The organism is Microbacterium sp. NPDC055665, from assembly GCF_053618035.1.
In genome coordinates, this window is the sequence record NZ_JBSHGY010000001.1 from 692,386 (window position 1) to 708,215 (window position 15,830).

At 69.8% G+C, this 15,830-nt stretch carries 12 protein-coding genes; 7 read left to right on the forward strand and 5 right to left on the reverse strand.

Features of this window, described 5'->3' with window-relative positions:
• Positions 1–16 precede the first annotated feature (16 nt).
• Positions 17–1,390, forward strand: coding sequence for a hypothetical protein (locus ACWGO6_RS03315; protein ID WP_452325838.1), 1,374 nt, complete (start codon positions 17–19; stop codon positions 1,388–1,390).
• On the opposite strand, the gene ACWGO6_RS03320 is transcribed toward ACWGO6_RS03315, so the two are convergent.
• Both ACWGO6_RS03320 and ACWGO6_RS03325 read right to left on the reverse strand, forming a co-directional pair.
• Positions 1,336–4,857 (reverse strand): ATP-dependent DNA helicase, encoded by a 3,522-nt coding sequence (locus ACWGO6_RS03320; protein ID WP_452326105.1) that lies wholly within the window; start codon positions 4,855–4,857, stop codon positions 1,336–1,338. The genes ACWGO6_RS03315 and ACWGO6_RS03320 overlap by 55 nt on opposite strands.
• Positions 4,854–8,075, reverse strand: a complete 3,222-nt coding sequence (locus tag ACWGO6_RS03325) for an ATP-dependent helicase (RefSeq protein ID WP_136043593.1) — start codon at positions 8,073–8,075, stop codon at positions 4,854–4,856. Before ACWGO6_RS03325 ends, ACWGO6_RS03320 begins: the two co-directional genes overlap by 4 nt.
• A gap of 139 nt (positions 8,076–8,214) precedes the next feature.
• Between ACWGO6_RS03325 and ACWGO6_RS03330 the strand changes: the two genes are divergently transcribed.
• Both ACWGO6_RS03330 and ACWGO6_RS03335 read left to right on the forward strand, forming a co-directional pair.
• On the forward strand, positions 8,215–8,439 hold the full coding sequence (locus ACWGO6_RS03330) for a DUF3107 domain-containing protein (RefSeq protein WP_136043592.1): 225 nt from the start codon (positions 8,215–8,217) through the stop codon (positions 8,437–8,439).
• Between the two features lie 7 nt (positions 8,440–8,446).
• Positions 8,447–8,734 (forward strand): hypothetical protein, encoded by a 288-nt coding sequence (locus tag ACWGO6_RS03335; RefSeq protein ID WP_136043591.1) that lies wholly within the window; start codon positions 8,447–8,449, stop codon positions 8,732–8,734.
• Positions 8,735–8,756: 22 nt separating this feature from the next.
• On the opposite strand, the gene ACWGO6_RS03340 is transcribed toward ACWGO6_RS03335, so the two are convergent.
• On the reverse strand, positions 8,757–9,470 hold the full coding sequence (locus ACWGO6_RS03340) for a ferritin-like fold-containing protein (RefSeq protein WP_136043590.1): 714 nt from the start codon (positions 9,468–9,470) through the stop codon (positions 8,757–8,759).
• Positions 9,471–9,666: 196 nt separating this feature from the next.
• Between ACWGO6_RS03340 and ACWGO6_RS03345 the strand changes: the two genes are divergently transcribed.
• Entirely contained in the window at positions 9,667–11,187 is a 1,521-nt protein-coding gene (locus tag ACWGO6_RS03345) for a DEAD/DEAH box helicase (protein ID WP_452325839.1), read from the forward strand.
• Between the two features lie 77 nt (positions 11,188–11,264).
• Here ACWGO6_RS03345 and ACWGO6_RS03350 read toward each other — a convergent pair whose 3' ends face one another.
• On the reverse strand, positions 11,265–12,152 hold the full coding sequence (locus ACWGO6_RS03350) for a DUF817 domain-containing protein (protein WP_136043588.1): 888 nt from the start codon (positions 12,150–12,152) through the stop codon (positions 11,265–11,267).
• Positions 12,153–12,215: 63 nt separating this feature from the next.
• Positions 12,216–13,088 carry a PHP domain-containing protein gene (locus ACWGO6_RS03355; protein WP_136043587.1) on the reverse strand — a complete coding sequence of 291 codons (873 nt, stop codon included), beginning with the start codon at positions 13,086–13,088 and terminating at the stop codon, positions 12,216–12,218.
• Between the two features lie 99 nt (positions 13,089–13,187).
• On the opposite strand from ACWGO6_RS03355, the gene ACWGO6_RS03360 reads away from it, so the two are divergent.
• From ACWGO6_RS03360 to ACWGO6_RS03370, 3 genes are read left to right on the forward strand one after another with little or no spacing between them, the layout of a single operon-like run.
• On the forward strand, positions 13,188–14,210 hold the full coding sequence (locus tag ACWGO6_RS03360; RefSeq protein WP_136043586.1) for an endonuclease/exonuclease/phosphatase family protein: 1,023 nt from the start codon (positions 13,188–13,190) through the stop codon (positions 14,208–14,210).
• 37 nt (positions 14,211–14,247) lie between these two features.
• On the forward strand, positions 14,248–15,669 hold the full coding sequence (locus tag ACWGO6_RS03365; RefSeq protein WP_136043585.1) for an aminopeptidase P family protein: 1,422 nt from the start codon (positions 14,248–14,250) through the stop codon (positions 15,667–15,669).
• Positions 15,670–15,673: 4 nt separating this feature from the next.
• A complete protein-coding gene (locus ACWGO6_RS03370; RefSeq protein WP_167381614.1) occupies positions 15,674–15,829 on the forward strand; it encodes a hypothetical protein in 156 nt (51 codons plus the stop codon).
• Position 15,830: the final 1 nt, after the last annotated feature.

The window sequence follows — 15,830 nt, forward strand, 5'->3', positions numbered from 1 at the left end:
GACCTACCCTGGGGGCATGGGACGCTCTCCTTTCACTCTAGCCGCGGCAGTGACCGCTGCTCTGCCCGGGGCGGAGGTCACGGGCGCCCGCAGCTTGAGCGCGGATGGCGACGCGCGGTTCGACTCGGCGGTGGCCTCGCTCGCCGACGGTCGCGAGCTAGCGATCCGCGTCGCAGACGACGACGAGACCGCGCGTGAGCTCGCCGCCGAGGCGCTCGCACTGCGCGCACTGACCGACGGCGCACGGGCGATGCTTCCGTTCCGCGCACCCGCCTACATCGGGGAGACGCGTCTCGGCGACGCACGCGCCCTTGTCACCGAGCTCCTTCCCGGATTCCAGATCGAGGCCGCCCTGGTGCCGGCCGGGCGTGGCGCCGCGGAATCGATGGGGGCGTCGATCGCCGCCGTGCACGGCCTTCCGACCTCGGTCGTCCGCGGCGCCGGGCTCGCCACTCGCAGCGCCGAGGAGAGCCGTGCGGAGTTGGAACGCCTGATCGACACCGCTGCCGCCACCGGTCGCGTGCCGGCCCGGCTCACGGTCCGCTGGCGCGATGCCGTCGCCGACGACGAGCTGTGGCGTTTCGAATCCACCGTCATCCTGGGCGGCGTCCAGGCGACCTCGTTCCTGTTCGAGGACGACCCCGAGCGCGGCCCCGAAGTGGTCGGACTCGTCGGATGGCACGGACTCTCGGTCGGCGATCCGGCTCTCGACCTCTCGTGGCTTTCGGCAGCCCCGGATGCCGCCGGCGATGTGCACGCGTCGTACGCACGCGCGGTCGACCGCGCCCCGGACGGCGGCCTGGAAGTACGAGCACGCCTGCTGGCCGAGCTCGAGTTCGCCCGGTGGCTGGTCCACGGCGATTCGATGCACCGACCGGACATCGTCGACGATGCGGCCGCCCTGCTCGATGCACTCGCCGAAGGCATCCGCGACGACGACCTGAACATCGTCGATGCCCGCGGGGACGCTGTCGACTCCGCCCTCGACGCGCTCGACCGGGTTCCCCAGGACGCCGCCGCCGAGATCGACACGTCGATGCACACCGACGCGTACAACCCGGAAGAGCTGTGGGCGACCACCCCGGATGAGTCGGACCCCGCGCAGAGCGAGACCGCGCCCCACGACCCCCTGCCCGGAACGGGAGCCGGAACCGACCGTCGGACCAACGAGAGCGCGCACCGGGCCCAGATGCTGAACATCGAGACCGAAGACCTCTCCGGTGTCGCGAGCCTGTTCGCCGGCACCAGCGGAGCCGCCGGAGCGCGCGAGGATTCGCATCCGCTCGCCCCGCGCGCGCACGCCGACGACGACGACGGGGACGATTCCGACGAGGCTCAGCGCGCCGCGCGAGCAGCACTCCAGCGATGGAAGAGTTCTTCCTCCGAATAGACGCGGTCGCCGCGGATGATCAGATCGTCGGCCACGTAGTACAACGCCACGTCGATCTCGTCGAGCGGCACTTCGAAGCGCCGGTGATAGGCCAGGCGGTAGAGCGCGAGCTGCAGCATCCGCTCGTCGCGCTCCTGCGCTGTGCGCGGCGCCCGGCCGGTCTTCCAGTCCACGATCTCGATGCGGTCGCCGCGGTCGGCGCGCCGGTACACCGCGTCGAGCTTGCAGATCACAATGTGAGCCCCTCCGCGCTCGTCCGCCCCGGGCAGGCCGGCCCCGAGCGCGAAGTCGATCTCGATCTCCACGGCGATCGGCTTCAACCCGCCCCATTCGCTGCGCTCGAACGTCTTCTGCAGGGCGTCGAGGTCGGCGGCGTCAGCGGCAGCACCCGATCCTTCTCGCACGAGATCTGACGCGACCTCGTCCTCGTCGATCTCCCAGAGTGCCTCGTCGACCCCGCTACCGACTCCGACGAGTTCGGACCGCTGCTCCACCCAGGCGTGGAACAGGGTGCCGAGGCGCGTCTGCCGATAGGGTCGCTCCGGCATGGGGCGCACGATCGACGACAGCGTTCCCGAGAAATCGGTGACGTAGTCCTTGAACCGCGAAGCGGGCACACGGGTCGGGGCCTCGACATCCGTCCCGCGCTGGCGGGCGGCGCGCTCGGCCAGGAGTCGTTCGAGCTCGATGGTCGGTTGGGACGTCCCGGCACGGATCGCATCCTCGACGGCGGCGGCTGCCGCGGTGACGACGTGCCTCCGGGCTCCCAGCGGATCGAGGGGCCATCGAAGGGTGGAACCGGGGCCGTCGTACGGGTTGTCGTCCGGGTCGACTGGTTCGATCGGCTCGAGGCCGCGCACCTCGATCGCCTCGACGAGGAAGGGGCTCGGTGTGCGCGGAGCCTTCTGACCGGCCCAGTGCGCACCACTGAGGAGCAGATCCGTCCGCGCACGGGTCACCGCGACGTACGCGAGGCGTCGCTCCTCCTGCTGCTGGTAGGCGCGGTAGGCGTCTTTGAACCGCTTGAGTGCGCCCCCGTGTGGATTCGCCTTCGTCGCCCCGCCCGAGAGCGACGCCTGCGCGAGCTTCTGCCGCTTCACGGGATCGGCCTCGCCCCCCATGGCCTCGACGGGGTCCCACTCGAAGCGCGGCAACGCGTCCCGATCCCCGCGCAGCGCGAACGGCACGACGCCGAACCCGAACCACCCGGACGTGTCGGAGACCCTGCTCGGGAGCTCATCGGCCACCAGTCGGACCACCGCGACCGCATCCCACTCCAAACCCTTCGATCCATGGATGGTCAGCAGCTGGACGACACCGGCCTCGGGCGGCTCCGGGCGCGGCATCAGCTCATCCGTGCTCTCGGCCTTGTCGAGCCAGGCGAGCAGGCTGCCGATGCTCCCCCGCTCGTCGGCGGCGAGGAACGCACGAACTTCGTCGGCGAAGGCGCGCAGCTGCGTGGCCGCGATGCGCGCGGGACCCCTCGTCTCGTTCGCGGCGAGCTCGATGTCCAGGCGGAGTTCGAGCTCGATGAGCCGGATCAGCTCGGGGATCGGCTGGGACGAGGCGCGTCGGAGCCGTTCCAGCATCTCCCCCGCTGCTCTGACCCGCGCACGGCCGTCAGGGGTGATCGATTCGAGCAGCCGGTAGTCGTCGCGCACTGCTCGCACCACGTCGACCGCGTCGATGATCGACACCGCCTCGTCCGCGCCGCGGGAAGAGCGCAGCCGTGCACGCACCTCCTCCGGCAGCGGCGCCATCGCGGTGTCGCGCTCCGACAGGGTGCGGCCGAGATCGTAGAGGGCAGCCATGTCGGCGACACCGACGCCGAACCGGGGACCGGTGAGCAGGCGGATCAGCGCGGACCCGGCCGTGGGGTCGTGCACGACGCGAAGGGTCGAGACGACGTCTACCACTTCCGGTGTCGCCAGGAGTCCGCCGAGGCCGAGGATGCGGTGCGGGATGCCTCGTCCGGCGAGCGCAGCCGCGAACGTCTGCATATGCCGCTTGGAGCGGAAGAGGATCGCTCCGGTGTGGGGCGTCTGCGCCTGTCCCGCACCGGCCGCACCGGCCGCACCGGCCGCACCGGCCGCACCGGCATCGTGCTCCGCCCGCCGGTCGGCGAACCAGTCCGCGACGGCTGCGGCCTCCTCGTCGACCGTGAACGGGAATCGCACGGCGACCGTGCCTTCGCCCGCTCCGGGGCGAGGTTCGAGAGGCGGCACGTCGAGCCCGGGCCGCTGCAACGGTTCGAGCACACGGTTCGCGATGCCGAGGATGCCCCGATCGTTCCGCCAGCTCGTCATGAGGCTGTAGGTCGTCGCTGTTCCCGTGCCCGAGAACGTCTCCGCGAAGGCGTACAGGTTGTCGGCGCTCGCGCCCCGCCAGCCGTAGATGGACTGATGAGGGTCGCCGACCGCCATCACTGCGGAATCACGGAAGAGCTCGGCGAGGAACCGCGTCTGGATCACCGAGGTGTCCTGATACTCGTCGAGGAGCACGACTCGGTGCTGCTCACGGAGCTCCGCGCGGACATCGGGCGCGGACTCGACGATGTCGTAGGCCCCGCTGACCTGATCGGCGAAGTCCAGCACGCCACGGCGTTCCTTCGCGTCGATGTAGTCGCGCACCAGGCGCGCGAGCGTCGGCAGACTGAGCAGGTTGACCGCCGCCTTCTCCACATCGGCGTTGCTGCGATACGGCTCGAAGGCGAGCGCCTGCTCCCGCGCGATCCGTTCGGCCGAATCGAGGTCGACACGATGGTCGAGGGCGTCCCCCGCAAGCCGCTGCACAGCGTCGATGATCGTTCCGAGCGCGTAGTCGATGTTCTCGAGCTCCGGCAGATCGCTGCGGAGCACGACTTCCCGCGCGAGCATCCAGGAGGCTGCCTGACTGAGCATCGCGACGTCGGGATCCCGCCCGATCCGCGCCGCGTGTTCGCGGACGATGCCGTCGGCGAACGCGTTGTACGTCGAGACGCGCGGCCGGACCATGAGGTCTTCCGCCGATCGCGGCGTCGCCGGATCCCACCCGGTGCCGACGCGCGCGGCCAGCTCGTCGAGGACGTGGGTGCGCACGAGCTCGCGCTGGCGGCCCTGCGCCGCCTCGTCGACACGGCGCAGCGCGCCGGTCCGCACGATCTCGGGCAGATGCGGCAGGAGACCACGGCGACCGTACTCGTCGATGACCGCGAGCCGATGACCGATCCGCTCTGCGAGCTCGCCCGCCGCCTTCCGCGTGAACGTCAGGCCGAGGATCTCATCTCTGCGCACGTGTCCGTTCGCGACCAGCCACACCACACGCCCCGACATCGTCTCGGTCTTGCCGCTGCCGGCGCCGGCCACGACCAGGGCCGGCTCCGGTGGGGCCTCGATCACCCGCTGCTGGGCGGCTGTGGGCGACGGCTGGCCGAGGGCGGCGGCGATGTCGGTGGCGGAGATACCCTCGCCGCCGCTCCACCCCGTCACGAGCTCACCGCCGGCACCGTGTGGATGCGACACGGATGCACGCGGCGCTGCGTGTCCGCGCAGTGCGACTCCACCTGCGCGGTGAAGCTCGATGCCGACATGCCGCGCGCCGCATCCGACACCCGCCGGAGGAAGGCGGAGCGCGACTCGTCGCTCAGCGTGTGCTGATGCGCGATGCGATAGTCGCTCTTCGCGAGCGTCTTCGAGACGATCACCAGCCGCGCCCCCGCCAGCGACGTCGGCGGGGCACCCTCGACGAGGCCCTCCTGGACGGCGACCTGATAGGCGGCCAGCTGCGCGTGCTCGGCGACGCCGGAGTCGGATTCCGGATCGTTCTTTCCGGTCTTCAGGTCGACGACGACCACGGGCCCTTCCGTTCCGCCCGCCATCCGCTCCCAACCGCGTCCCCGAGCATGGGAGTGCTCGCCGGCCTCGGGCGGATACGCCTCGACCCGGTCGATGTACCCGTGGATGACCGCCTTGTTCGCCCGGTCTTCCCCGACCGGATGTACCGTCGGCACGGTCGCGACTCCCGCGTCGGGGGCCACGTCGACGGCGAAGCGGAACTCCATCTCGCTGCCGATCACCCGACCGCCCTCGCGGCGCACGTCGCCGAGATAGGTGTGCAGGCGATCCACCAGCACGTCGGCCCGCCGCCGCTCCTTGCGGCCGATCCACTCGGTCTCGAAGTCCAGTTCCGGCCAGTGCTCGGCGACGATCGCGCGCATGCGCTCCAGGTCGCCGTCGGGAACACGCTCCATCGCCTCGTGCACGATCGTGCCGATGCCGGCGGTCGGCGGCATCACCGTGTCGCCGCCGAGCGCGGAGACGACCCAGTTCAGACCGCACTCCTCATAGGACTCCATCTTCGATGGCGAGACCCGTGCGCCGGTGACCGCGAGATCTCGCAGCGGCGCATCGGTCGAGGTCGGGGTCACGCCGTACCACTCGGCTGGATCCGCGCCGGGAACACCCTCCCCGGCCAGCACGGCGAGCTGCCCGGCGGCCTCACGTCTGATCGGCTCCGCATGCGCGGCGGTGAGGGCGCGACGATGCCGGGCGACCAGCCCGCGCAGGGTGAGGGGATGCTCGGCGGACGCGTGCCGTTCGGGCGGTTCCGGGGCGGGCAGGAACCCGAAGAAGGGACTCGGCGTGAGATCGTCGTCGTCGACCGCCGTGATCAGCAGGCGATCACGCGCACGCGAAACCGCCCGGACGAACAGCCGGAGCTCGTCGTGCAGCGCCGCGCGCCGCCGATCCAGCACGCCCGGAGGCTCGGTGCTGATGCTGGTGCGTGACGCGTGGATCGCATCTGCCAGCCGCCAGGTCTGCAGCAGTCCGCCGCGCAGACGAACGTTCGGCCAGATGCCGTCCTGCACCCCCGCGACCACGACCGCGTCGAACTCCGTGCCGAGCGCGGTGGCTGGAGTCAGGAGCGTGACCTTGCCCGGGCGATCAGGAGTCGAAAGCGAGTCCTCGGGGACCTCGCTGTCGAGGATGTCGCGCACGAAAGTATGCGGTTTCTCGTTGGGGGTGCGCTCGACGAACCTCTTCGCGGCGTCGAAGAGGGCGACGAGAGCATCGAGTGCGCGGGCCGTCTCGGCACCGGTCGGCAGCTGCGAGATCTCGCGCCAGGCGACCTGCAGCCGGCGTCCGTCCACGGCGCGGGCCTGATCCCACACCCGCCACAGCAGATCGTGGATCGTCTCACCTTCGGCGGCCGCTCTGGCTGTGGCTTCGATCGTCTCGGCGAAGCGCTCGGCCGTACGCGACTCCGGAGCGTCGATGAGGGTCAGGTGCGCAGGGTTGGCCATGGCCTGTCGCAGCAGCTCTCGTGCGGGCGTCGCGCCGCCCTGCTCGAGCTCGATGTGCCGGAGCCGGGCACGGAGGCGGCGCAGTCCGATCGCGTCCATCCCTCCGAACGGGGTGCGCATGGCCTCTTCGAGCGCGTCGGATGTGCGTTCCTCCGTCGGGGTCAGTGCCAGGCGCACGATGCCGACGATGTCGCGCACGATGCCCTCGCTGCCGAGCGGGCGCTGCACTCCGGCGGCCCGCGTGGGGATCTCGCGGGCCGCGAGCTCGGTCTCCAGCGTGGTCACCTGTCGTGTGTCGTGTGCGACGACAGCCATCCGATCCCAGCGGATCCCCTCCGAGAGATGCCATTCCCGCATCACGCCCGCGATGCGATCGAGCTCCTCGTACGGCGAGGGAGCGACGAATGTCGAGACCCGGGCCTCGATCTCCTCCGACGCCACCGGCACGGGAGCACGCCGGTGCTCCACCCGCCCGGAGACGCCGATCGCCTGCGTGACCGTCCTGGTGAGAGCGGTGAGCGCCGGCTGCTGGCGATGTGCACCGTCGAGCACATGCACCTCCCCGAGCGCGCCTGCGAGCTGGGCGAACAGTTCCGGGCTCGCCCCGCGGAAGGAGCCGGACGAGATGTCGGGGTCCCCGAAGGCCAGGACGGCGATGCCTCGCTCACGCAGGCCCTGGACCATCGCGATACCGCCGCGTGTGAGCTCTTGCGCATCGTCGATCAGCACCACCCGCAGGGGCGCCAGCGGGCCGAGCGTCGCCGCGTCCGCCCCCTGCAGGATCGTGCTCGCCTCACTCAGGAGATCAGCGGCGTCCCGGTGTGCGGATCGCAGTGCATCGAGCACCGTTCGATACTCGACGAGGAACTCCGCCGTCGCGGCCCACACATCGTTGCCCGACGCGCGGAGCTCGTCGGGGTGGACGCCGATCTCGGTGCACTCCGCCAGGAAGGCTCGGAGCTCGGAACGGAATCCCTTCGAGGCGCGAACGGAAGCGCTGAGAGCGTCCGGCCACGGAATACGCCCGTCTTCCGCGTCGCCGGCGAGCAGTTCCGCGATGATGCGGTCCTGATCCGCACCGGTGAGCAGCGCGGGCGGCTCCGCCCCCTGTCGCACCATCGCGCCGCGCACGAGCTGGAAGGCGAAGGACCCGAGGGATCGCGCCAGGGGCCCGGGTGTGGCCTGACCGATGCGCACGCCGATCCGATCTCGCAGCGCCGTAGCCGCCTGGCGACTCGGAGTGAGCGCGAGCACCTCTTCCGGTCGCAGCCCCTGCGCGTCCAGCAGATGCACGACGCGGTCGACGAGGGTACGGGTCTTCCCCGTTCCCGGTGCTCCGATGATGACGCCGGATGCCGACGGCTCCGCGGCGATCACAGCTCGCTGCGCAGCATCCGATGTCATGTCATCCACGCTATCCGGACGCGCGGACATCGGCGTGCGTCCCCGCTGTGCGCTCAGGGCGAAACGGCAGCCGTCGGCCGATCCGGTGCGAGGCGCGCGGGGTAGAGTTGGGCCAGTCCCCGAACTTCAAGGAGCACGCGTGGAAATCCGCATCGGCATCATCAACACCGGCCGTGAACTGAGCTTCGACACCGGCGCGAGCGCGGACGAGGTCCGCACCCAGGTCGCCACGGCGCTGGAGCAGAACGCGACGCACGTGAGCTTCGCCGATGTGAAGGGCAACTCCTACATCGTCCCGACCGCGAACCTCGCCTACATCGAGCTGGGCTCCGAGGAATCGCGCCGCGTCGGCTTCGTCGCCTAATCCGACGATGTACATCCTCCTCGCACTCGTCGGGGCGTGCGCGCTGGGAATCGCGGTGCACTTCCTGATCGCCGACCGCGAGCTGCGCGGGGTCGCCCTCGCACCTGCCATCGCGACCGCCGTGTCGGCGATCCTCTACACGGGCCTGCAGTGGCTGGGCGTCGGCGAGGACAGCATCTGGCTGTGGCTCGCGAGCGTCCTCGGCGCCGCCGCGATCGCCGCTCTCGCGACGTTCGCGATCACGGGGATGCGCAAGCGCTCCGACACCGCCGCCAAGGCGGCACTGGGCATCTGATCGCGAGGATGCGCGTCGGCGTCTACGACGCGAGGCCCATCGCATCCATGCGTCGCGCGTGCGCGCCCATCAGCTCGGTGTACACCGGCTCGATGCGCGCGTCATCGACGTCGAGCAGCTCGGGCCGCAGGGCGGAACGGCAGACGAGGATCGTGTCTCCGACCAGTCGGCGAGCCCACATCGACAGCAGCGAACGCCACTCCTCGTCGCTCTCGATCGTCTCCTGGATGATCGCGACGATCTCATGGCCGGCGTCATCCTCCCGCAGTATCTGCGCGACCCGACGGCCGGTCTCCCCGTAGCTCGAGGCGAGAGCGAGGTAGAAGTCGTCGAGCATGCCGGCCGTGATGTAGACCGCCAGCAGGGTCTCTCGCGGACGCGCGCCGATGGTCTTGCGCCGGAACGCGTCAAGGTGCTCGCGGAACGGCAGCATCACCTGCGTCGGATCCCCGCCGCGCTCGGCGATGACCTCGACGATGCCGCGGTGCTTGGTCAGTGCAGCACCCGCCGCGCGCGACAGCGACTCCTTCTCGGACAGCTCCGGCGTCGCTCGGATGAGTCGGGTGAGCGTCTCGAAATACCCCAGCTGCAGGTAGGCCGCCTGGCCGAGGAAGCGATCGAGTTCGGGGGCGAGTTCGGCGAAGTCGATGCGCGTGGCATCGCCCTGTTCCCCTCGACTGCGCAGGGCGAGGGTACGCCGCGGCGCGTCTTCGCGCTGCCAGAACCACTTAACCACGAGGTCTTCCTCCCGAGTCCGCCACGTCGTTCACAATACCCGCGCCCGGACCTCCTTCCGGGTCTCGACGGCCCCTCGGGTAGGCTGGGCGTGTCCCCGCCGTCGGAGCGGGGCCCCGCGCCTGTGGCACAAGAGACGGCGTGGATCCGTTAACGTGGCGATCCCCCAGGCTCGCCGGACAGGCAATCTGAATAAAGTGACAACTTTCGCCGATCTCGGCATCGACCAGGACATCGTCGACGCACTCGCCGCCAAAGGCATCGTCGACGCGTTCCCCATCCAAGAGCAGACCATTCCCCTCGGCCTTCCCGGCCAGGACATCATCGGTCAGGCCAAGACGGGAACCGGCAAGACCTTCGGCTTCGGCATCCCCGTCGTCCAGCGCCTCGGCAAAGACCCGGAGCACGGCGTCAAGGCCCTCATCGTGGTGCCGACCCGCGAGCTCGCGGTGCAGGTCTACGAAGACATCGACCTGCTCACCAGCAACCGTTCTACCAGCGTCGTCGCCATCTACGGCGGCAAGGCGTACGAGGGGCAGATCGACCAGCTCAAGGCCGGCGCGCAGATCGTCGTCGGAACCCCTGGGCGTCTGATCGACCTCGCGGGCCAGCGGCTGCTCGACCTCTCGAACGCGACCGAGGTCGTGCTCGACGAGGCCGACAAGATGCTCGACCTCGGCTTCCTCGCCGACATCGAGAAGATCTTCCAGAAGGTCCCGGCCGTCCGCCACACGCAGCTGTTCTCGGCGACCATGCCCGGCCCGATCGTGGCACTCGCCCGTCGTTTCATGTCCAACCCGATCCACATCCGGGCGAACGACCCCGATGAGGGCCTCACGCAGGCGAACATCAAGCACCTCGTCTACCGCGCGCACTCGATGGACAAGGACGAGATCATCGCCCGCATCCTGCAGGCCGAGGGCCGCGGCAAGACCGTGATCTTTACCCGCACGAAGCGTGCAGCCCAGCGCCTCGTCGACGAGCTGAGCGACCGCGGCTTCAACGTCGGCGGCGTGCACGGCGACATGGGACAGGATCAGCGCGAACGCTCGATGGCGGCGTTCAAGGCCGGAAAGCGCGACGTCCTGGTCGCGACCGACGTCGCCGCCCGCGGCATCGACGTCGACGATGTCACGCACGTGATCAACCACACGATCCCGGACGAGGACAAGACGTACCTGCACCGCGCGGGCCGCACCGGCCGTGCGGGCAAGACCGGTATCGCGGTCACCTTCGTCGACTGGGAGGACCTGCACAAGTGGGCCCTCATCAACCGCGCCCTCGAGTTCGGTCAGCCGGAGCCGATCGAGACCTACTCGTCGAGCCCGCACCTGTTCGAGGACCTCGACATCCCCCAGGGCACCAAGGGCCGTCTGGTGTCGGCGCCGAAGACGGAGTCGGTCAAGACCGAGCGCACCCGTCGTCTCGAGCGTGCGGCGGATGCCGCGGCTGAAGGCACCGACGAGGGCGGCACGCGCCGTCGCCGCCGTCGCCGCAACAGCACGACCCCGGTCGGATCGACCTTCGCCGAGGGCGCTGCCGAGACGGCTTCCGCGGACGGCCAGTCTGCTCCGGCAGCCGACCGCAACGCCGAGGGCGCCGGCACGCACGACGGTGCGGGCAAGGAGCACCACGACGGCAAGCCGGCCCCGGCACGTCGTCGCCGGCGTCGCCGCGGCGGTTCCGGCGCGGGAGCGGCCCCGGTCGCCGGGGCCTGACAGACCTCAGCACCTCACGAAGGGCGCGAGAAGCGGACGATCGTCTGCATCTCGCGCCCTTCGTCGCGCACGCGTGGTCAGAGCGGCGCCTGAGCGGCTTGCACCCGTTGCAGCAACGCTGCCGGGACCTTCGGCGGATACACCCACGCCACGAGCACGACCGAGATGATCATCAAGAGGAACCACGAGGTCAGCTTGCTCGGCGACACCGGCTGCCAGCCCTCGGCCTGGTCGGGATAGGCCCAGGCGCCCGCCCAGGTGCCGATGTTCTCGGCGAGATAGATGAACACGGCGACGCCGACGAACACCGCCAGAAGAGGAAGTCTGATCGTGCGCCTCCAGATGCGGGCATGCATGACCGTGGGCAGCCACAGCATCACGACGCCGGCCAGCAGCACCCATCGCGCGTCCCACCACCAGTGGTGTGTGAAGAAGTTGGCATAGATCGCCACCGCGAGGATCGCCGTCAACCAACGTCGCGGATACCTCTCGAAGCCGAGATCGAACAGCCGGTAGACGCGCACCATGTATGACCCGACGGCCGCGTACATGAACCCGCTGAACAGCGGCACCCCACCGATGCGCAGGAATCCGTCCGCGGCATAGGCCCACGATCCGACATCGGTCTTGAACAGCTCCATCACGGTGCCGGTGATGTGGAACAGCACGATGACCCAGAGCTCACGACCGCTCTCCAGTCGGAAGGCCAGCATCGCGAGCTGGATGAGCACCGCGGCGATCGTGAGGGCATCGTTGCGGGCGAGCGCCGCATCATCGGGATACCAGAGATGCGCTGCGACGATCACGACGAGCAGCGCCGCTCCGAAGATGCACGCCCATGCCTGTTTGAGCACGAACACCGCGAACTCGATCAGGCCCGCGCGGACGCCGTTCGCCGGGGCACCGAACAGCACGCGGTGCGCGACCGCATCGACCCGCTGCTCCAGAGAAGTCGCTCGCTGCATGCCTCGGAAGGTATCGGTCGCCGTCGACAGCCCGCCGGGAGATGACCGACAGAATGCCGAGGATCAGGGATACCGCGGAGAACTGCCGGTGGCGCGTGCTAGGAGCCGCGCGACCATCTCGTCGGACGTGGTGTTCTCGCCCGGACGGTTCGGCTTGCCGCTGCCGTGGTAGTCGCTGGAGCCCGTGATGATGAGGTCGTGCTCGGCGGCGATCTCGCGCAGCCTCCGCTTGCCCGGCTCGGTGTTCTCGCGATGGTCGATCTCGAAGCCGCCGAGGCCGGCGGCGATCAGCCGCTCGATGAACGGCAGAGGCATCATCCGGTCGCGGCCCGATGTCACGGGGTGCGCGATGACGGCCACTCCCCCGGCCTCGGTGATCAACCGCACGGCAGTGAGGGGGTCCGGCGCGTAATGCGGCTCGTAGTACCCCTCGCGCGGGTGCAGGATGCCGTCGAACGCCTCTGTCCGGTCGCGCACGATGCCGCGGGCGATGAGTGCGTCGGCGATGTGCGGCCGACCCACCGTGGCATCCAGGGTCGTCTGCGCGACGACGTCCTCCCACTCCAGGTCGTAGTCCCGGCCGATGTTCCGAACGATCCGTTCGGCACGGCCGATCCTGTCGCCGCGGATACGATCCGTCTCGGCGCGCAGAGCCTCGTTCTCGGGGTCGAAGAGGTACCCCAGCACGTGCACGCTGCGCCATTCGTGCTTGGCAGAGAGCTCCATGCCGGGAATGAAGGTCATCCCCAGGGCGACCGCCGCATCGCCCGCCTCGGCCCACCCGGTGGAGCGGTCGTGGTCGGTGAGGGCGGCCGTGCGAATTCCGTGCGCGTGGGCCTGCCGCATCACCTCGGCCGGGGACTCCGTACCGTCGGATTGGTTCGAGTGCAGGTGCAGGTCGGCGGGACCGGCGAACCCGGCGGACGGAGTGGCCATCCTCCGAGCGTACCGAGCGTCACCCGTACCGGGCGCGGAGGCGCACGGACGGGATGTCGGGGCAGGGACTTCACAGGCGCCGCTTCTAGGCTGGAGGGGATGTTTCGACTACTGGGGATCCTCTTCACCGTCCTGCTCGCGATCGCGACGGCGATCGTGGTGTGGCCGCAGTTCTTCCACCTCGAGCAGACCTATCCCTTCGCGCAGCTCGTCTCGGTGCGAGGCCTGGTCCTCGGCGGGTTCCTCATCGTCGTCGTGCTCGCCCTCCTGCTGCTGTTCGCGCGGCCGCTGCGGGGTTTCGCCGCCTCCGTGCTGATCGTCGCTCTGCTGGGCGCCGGCGCCACCGCACTGATCGGAGCGAGCAGGGGCTTCGGGGCTACCGCCCTTCCGGAGAAGACCGAGAGCAGCGTGCGGGTGCTCACCTGGAACACCGCGGGCGAGGCTGTGTCGGCCGACGTGATCGCGCAGCGCATCCTCGACCAGGGCGCCGACGTGGTCGCACTTCCCGAGACGACCGAGGAGGTCGGCGAGCGCATCGCGATCATGCTGCGGGAGCAGGGCCACCCGATGTGGGTGCACCATGTGCAATTCCGTCCCGATGTGCAGGACGGGCCCCAGTCCTGGCAGACCACTGTCCTGGTCGCCCCCGACCTCGGCGAGTACTCGGTGATCGAGTCGGCGAAGGACGGCACCAGCAACACGGGTTCCGTGCCCAGCGTCGTCCTGATGCCGATCGACGGCGAAGGCCCCACGATCGTGGCCGTGCACGCGGTCGCACCGCGTATGGAAGAGATGCAGCAGTGGCAGAGCGACCTGCAGTGGATCGCCGACCAGTGCCCGCAGGGCGACTTCATCCTGGCCGGTGATTTCAACGCGACGATCGACCACATGGCCGGTCTCGGCGTGGAGGGCGGCGACATCGGCTACTGCCGTGACGTGGCGGCGCGCACCGGCAACGGTGTCACCGGCACCTGGCCGAGCTCGCTCCCGACGCTCGCGGGCGCACCGATCGACCACGTCATGGCATCGCAGAACTGGACGCCGACCGGCTCCGTCGTGCTCGACGATGCCGGCGGCAGCGACCACCGCGCGCTGGTCGTGCAGCTCGAGCCGGCCGGCTGAGCTCCCGTGCATCCTCTCCAGATGACAGACTGGAGGGATGAGCACCGGAGAGCGCGACACGATCGCAGAACCCACCGTCGAAGCATCGGCCGAGAACAGCACCACGAACCGCAAGCAGCCGTTCCCCCAGGGCTTCCTCGACACCATCTCCACCGGCTGGGCCGAGCGTCCGGAGACTCTGCCGAGTCCGCGCGAGCAGGCCGCCTACGCCGCCGCCCGACGAGCTGCCGTCTCGGCTGCATTCCCCGGCAAGCGCCTGGTGATCCCCGCCGGGTCCCTCAAGCAGCGCAGCAACGACACCGACTACGTGTTCCGCGCGCACTCCGCCTTCGCGCACCTCACCGGATGGGCGTCGGATGCGGAGCCCGATTCGGTACTGGTCTTCGCACCGACCGACGCGGGACATGACATCACGCTCTTCTTCCGCGAGCGCGCCGACCGGACGACGACCGAGTTCTACGCCGACGCCACGGTCGGGGAGTTCTGGATCGGCCCCCGTCCGTCGCTGGCCGGTGTCGCTGCCGACCTCGACATCGCGACCGCTCACCTCGACGAGCTCGAGGCCGTGGAAGGCGAACTGGTGCTCGACGACGACGACGCGCTGACCCGCTTCGTCTCCGAGCTGCGCCTCATCAAGGACGAGTTCGAGATCGCCGAGATGCGCCGTGCGGTCGAGATCACGGCCGACGGGTTCGACGACATCATCCGCGAGCTTCCCGCCGCCGTCGCCCACGCCCGCGGCGAGCGCGTCGTGGAGGGGGTCTTCCACCGCCGGGCACGCGAAGACGGCAACGGCGAGGGCTACGACACGATCGCGGCCTCCGGCCCGCACGCCTGCTACCTGCACTGGACGCGCAACGACGGCACGGTCGTTCCCGGCGACCTGATCCTGGTCGATGCCGGTGTCGAAGCCGACAGCCTGTACACGGCCGACATCACCCGCACGCTTCCCGTGTCGGGCACGTTCACCGAGGTGCAGCGCCGCGTCTACGAGACGGTGCGCGAAGCGGCGGACGCGGCCTTCGCTGCGGCGCGGATCGGCGTGCGGTTCCGCGACGTGCACGGTGCCGCCATGAAGGTCATCGCCGAACGCACGGCGGAGTGGGGCCTGCTGCCCGTCACGGCCGAGGAGGCCCTCGACGCCGACAAGGGCGGCCAGCACCGCCGGTACATGGTGCACGGCACGTCGCATCACCTCGGCATCGACGTGCACGACTGTGCGCAGGCGCGCCGCGAGATGTACTACGACGGCATCCTCGCCCCCGGCATGGTGTTCACCATCGAGCCGGGTCTGTACTTCCAGATCGACGATCTGACGGTTCCGGCAGAGCTCCGCGGGATCGGCGTGCGCATCGAGGACGACATCCTGATGACGGAGGACGGCCCGGTCAACCTGTCGGCGGACATCCCGCGCACGGCCGACGAGGTCGAGGCCTGGATCGCCCGACTGCAGGGCTGACGCCGTGTTCGGAGTCGTCAGCTTCTTCGCCATCGTCCTGATCTACGCCGTCGCGGCACTCATCGCGGGCGCGGTGATCTACTTCGCCGTGCTGCTCGCACTCAAGTCGCACACGCGCTGGGTGGACCAGGGGAAACCAGGCCGGTCCCGGCCCTTCTGAC

Coding starts and splice junctions, on each gene's coding strand:
- ACWGO6_RS03315 (WP_452325838.1), top strand. CDS start 17: ATGGGACGCTCTCCTTTCACTCTAGCCGCGGCAGTGACCGCTGCTCTG.
- ACWGO6_RS03325 (WP_136043593.1), bottom strand. CDS start 8,075: ATGACATCGGATGCTGCGCAGCGAGCTGTGATCGCCGCGGAGCCGTCG.
- ACWGO6_RS03335 (WP_136043591.1), top strand. CDS start 8,447: ATGTACATCCTCCTCGCACTCGTCGGGGCGTGCGCGCTGGGAATCGCG.
- ACWGO6_RS03350 (WP_136043588.1), bottom strand. CDS start 12,152: ATGCAGCGAGCGACTTCTCTGGAGCAGCGGGTCGATGCGGTCGCGCAC.
- ACWGO6_RS03355 (WP_136043587.1), bottom strand. CDS start 13,088: ATGGCCACTCCGTCCGCCGGGTTCGCCGGTCCCGCCGACCTGCACCTG.
- ACWGO6_RS03360 (WP_136043586.1), top strand. CDS start 13,188: ATGTTTCGACTACTGGGGATCCTCTTCACCGTCCTGCTCGCGATCGCG.
- ACWGO6_RS03365 (WP_136043585.1), top strand. CDS start 14,248: ATGAGCACCGGAGAGCGCGACACGATCGCAGAACCCACCGTCGAAGCA.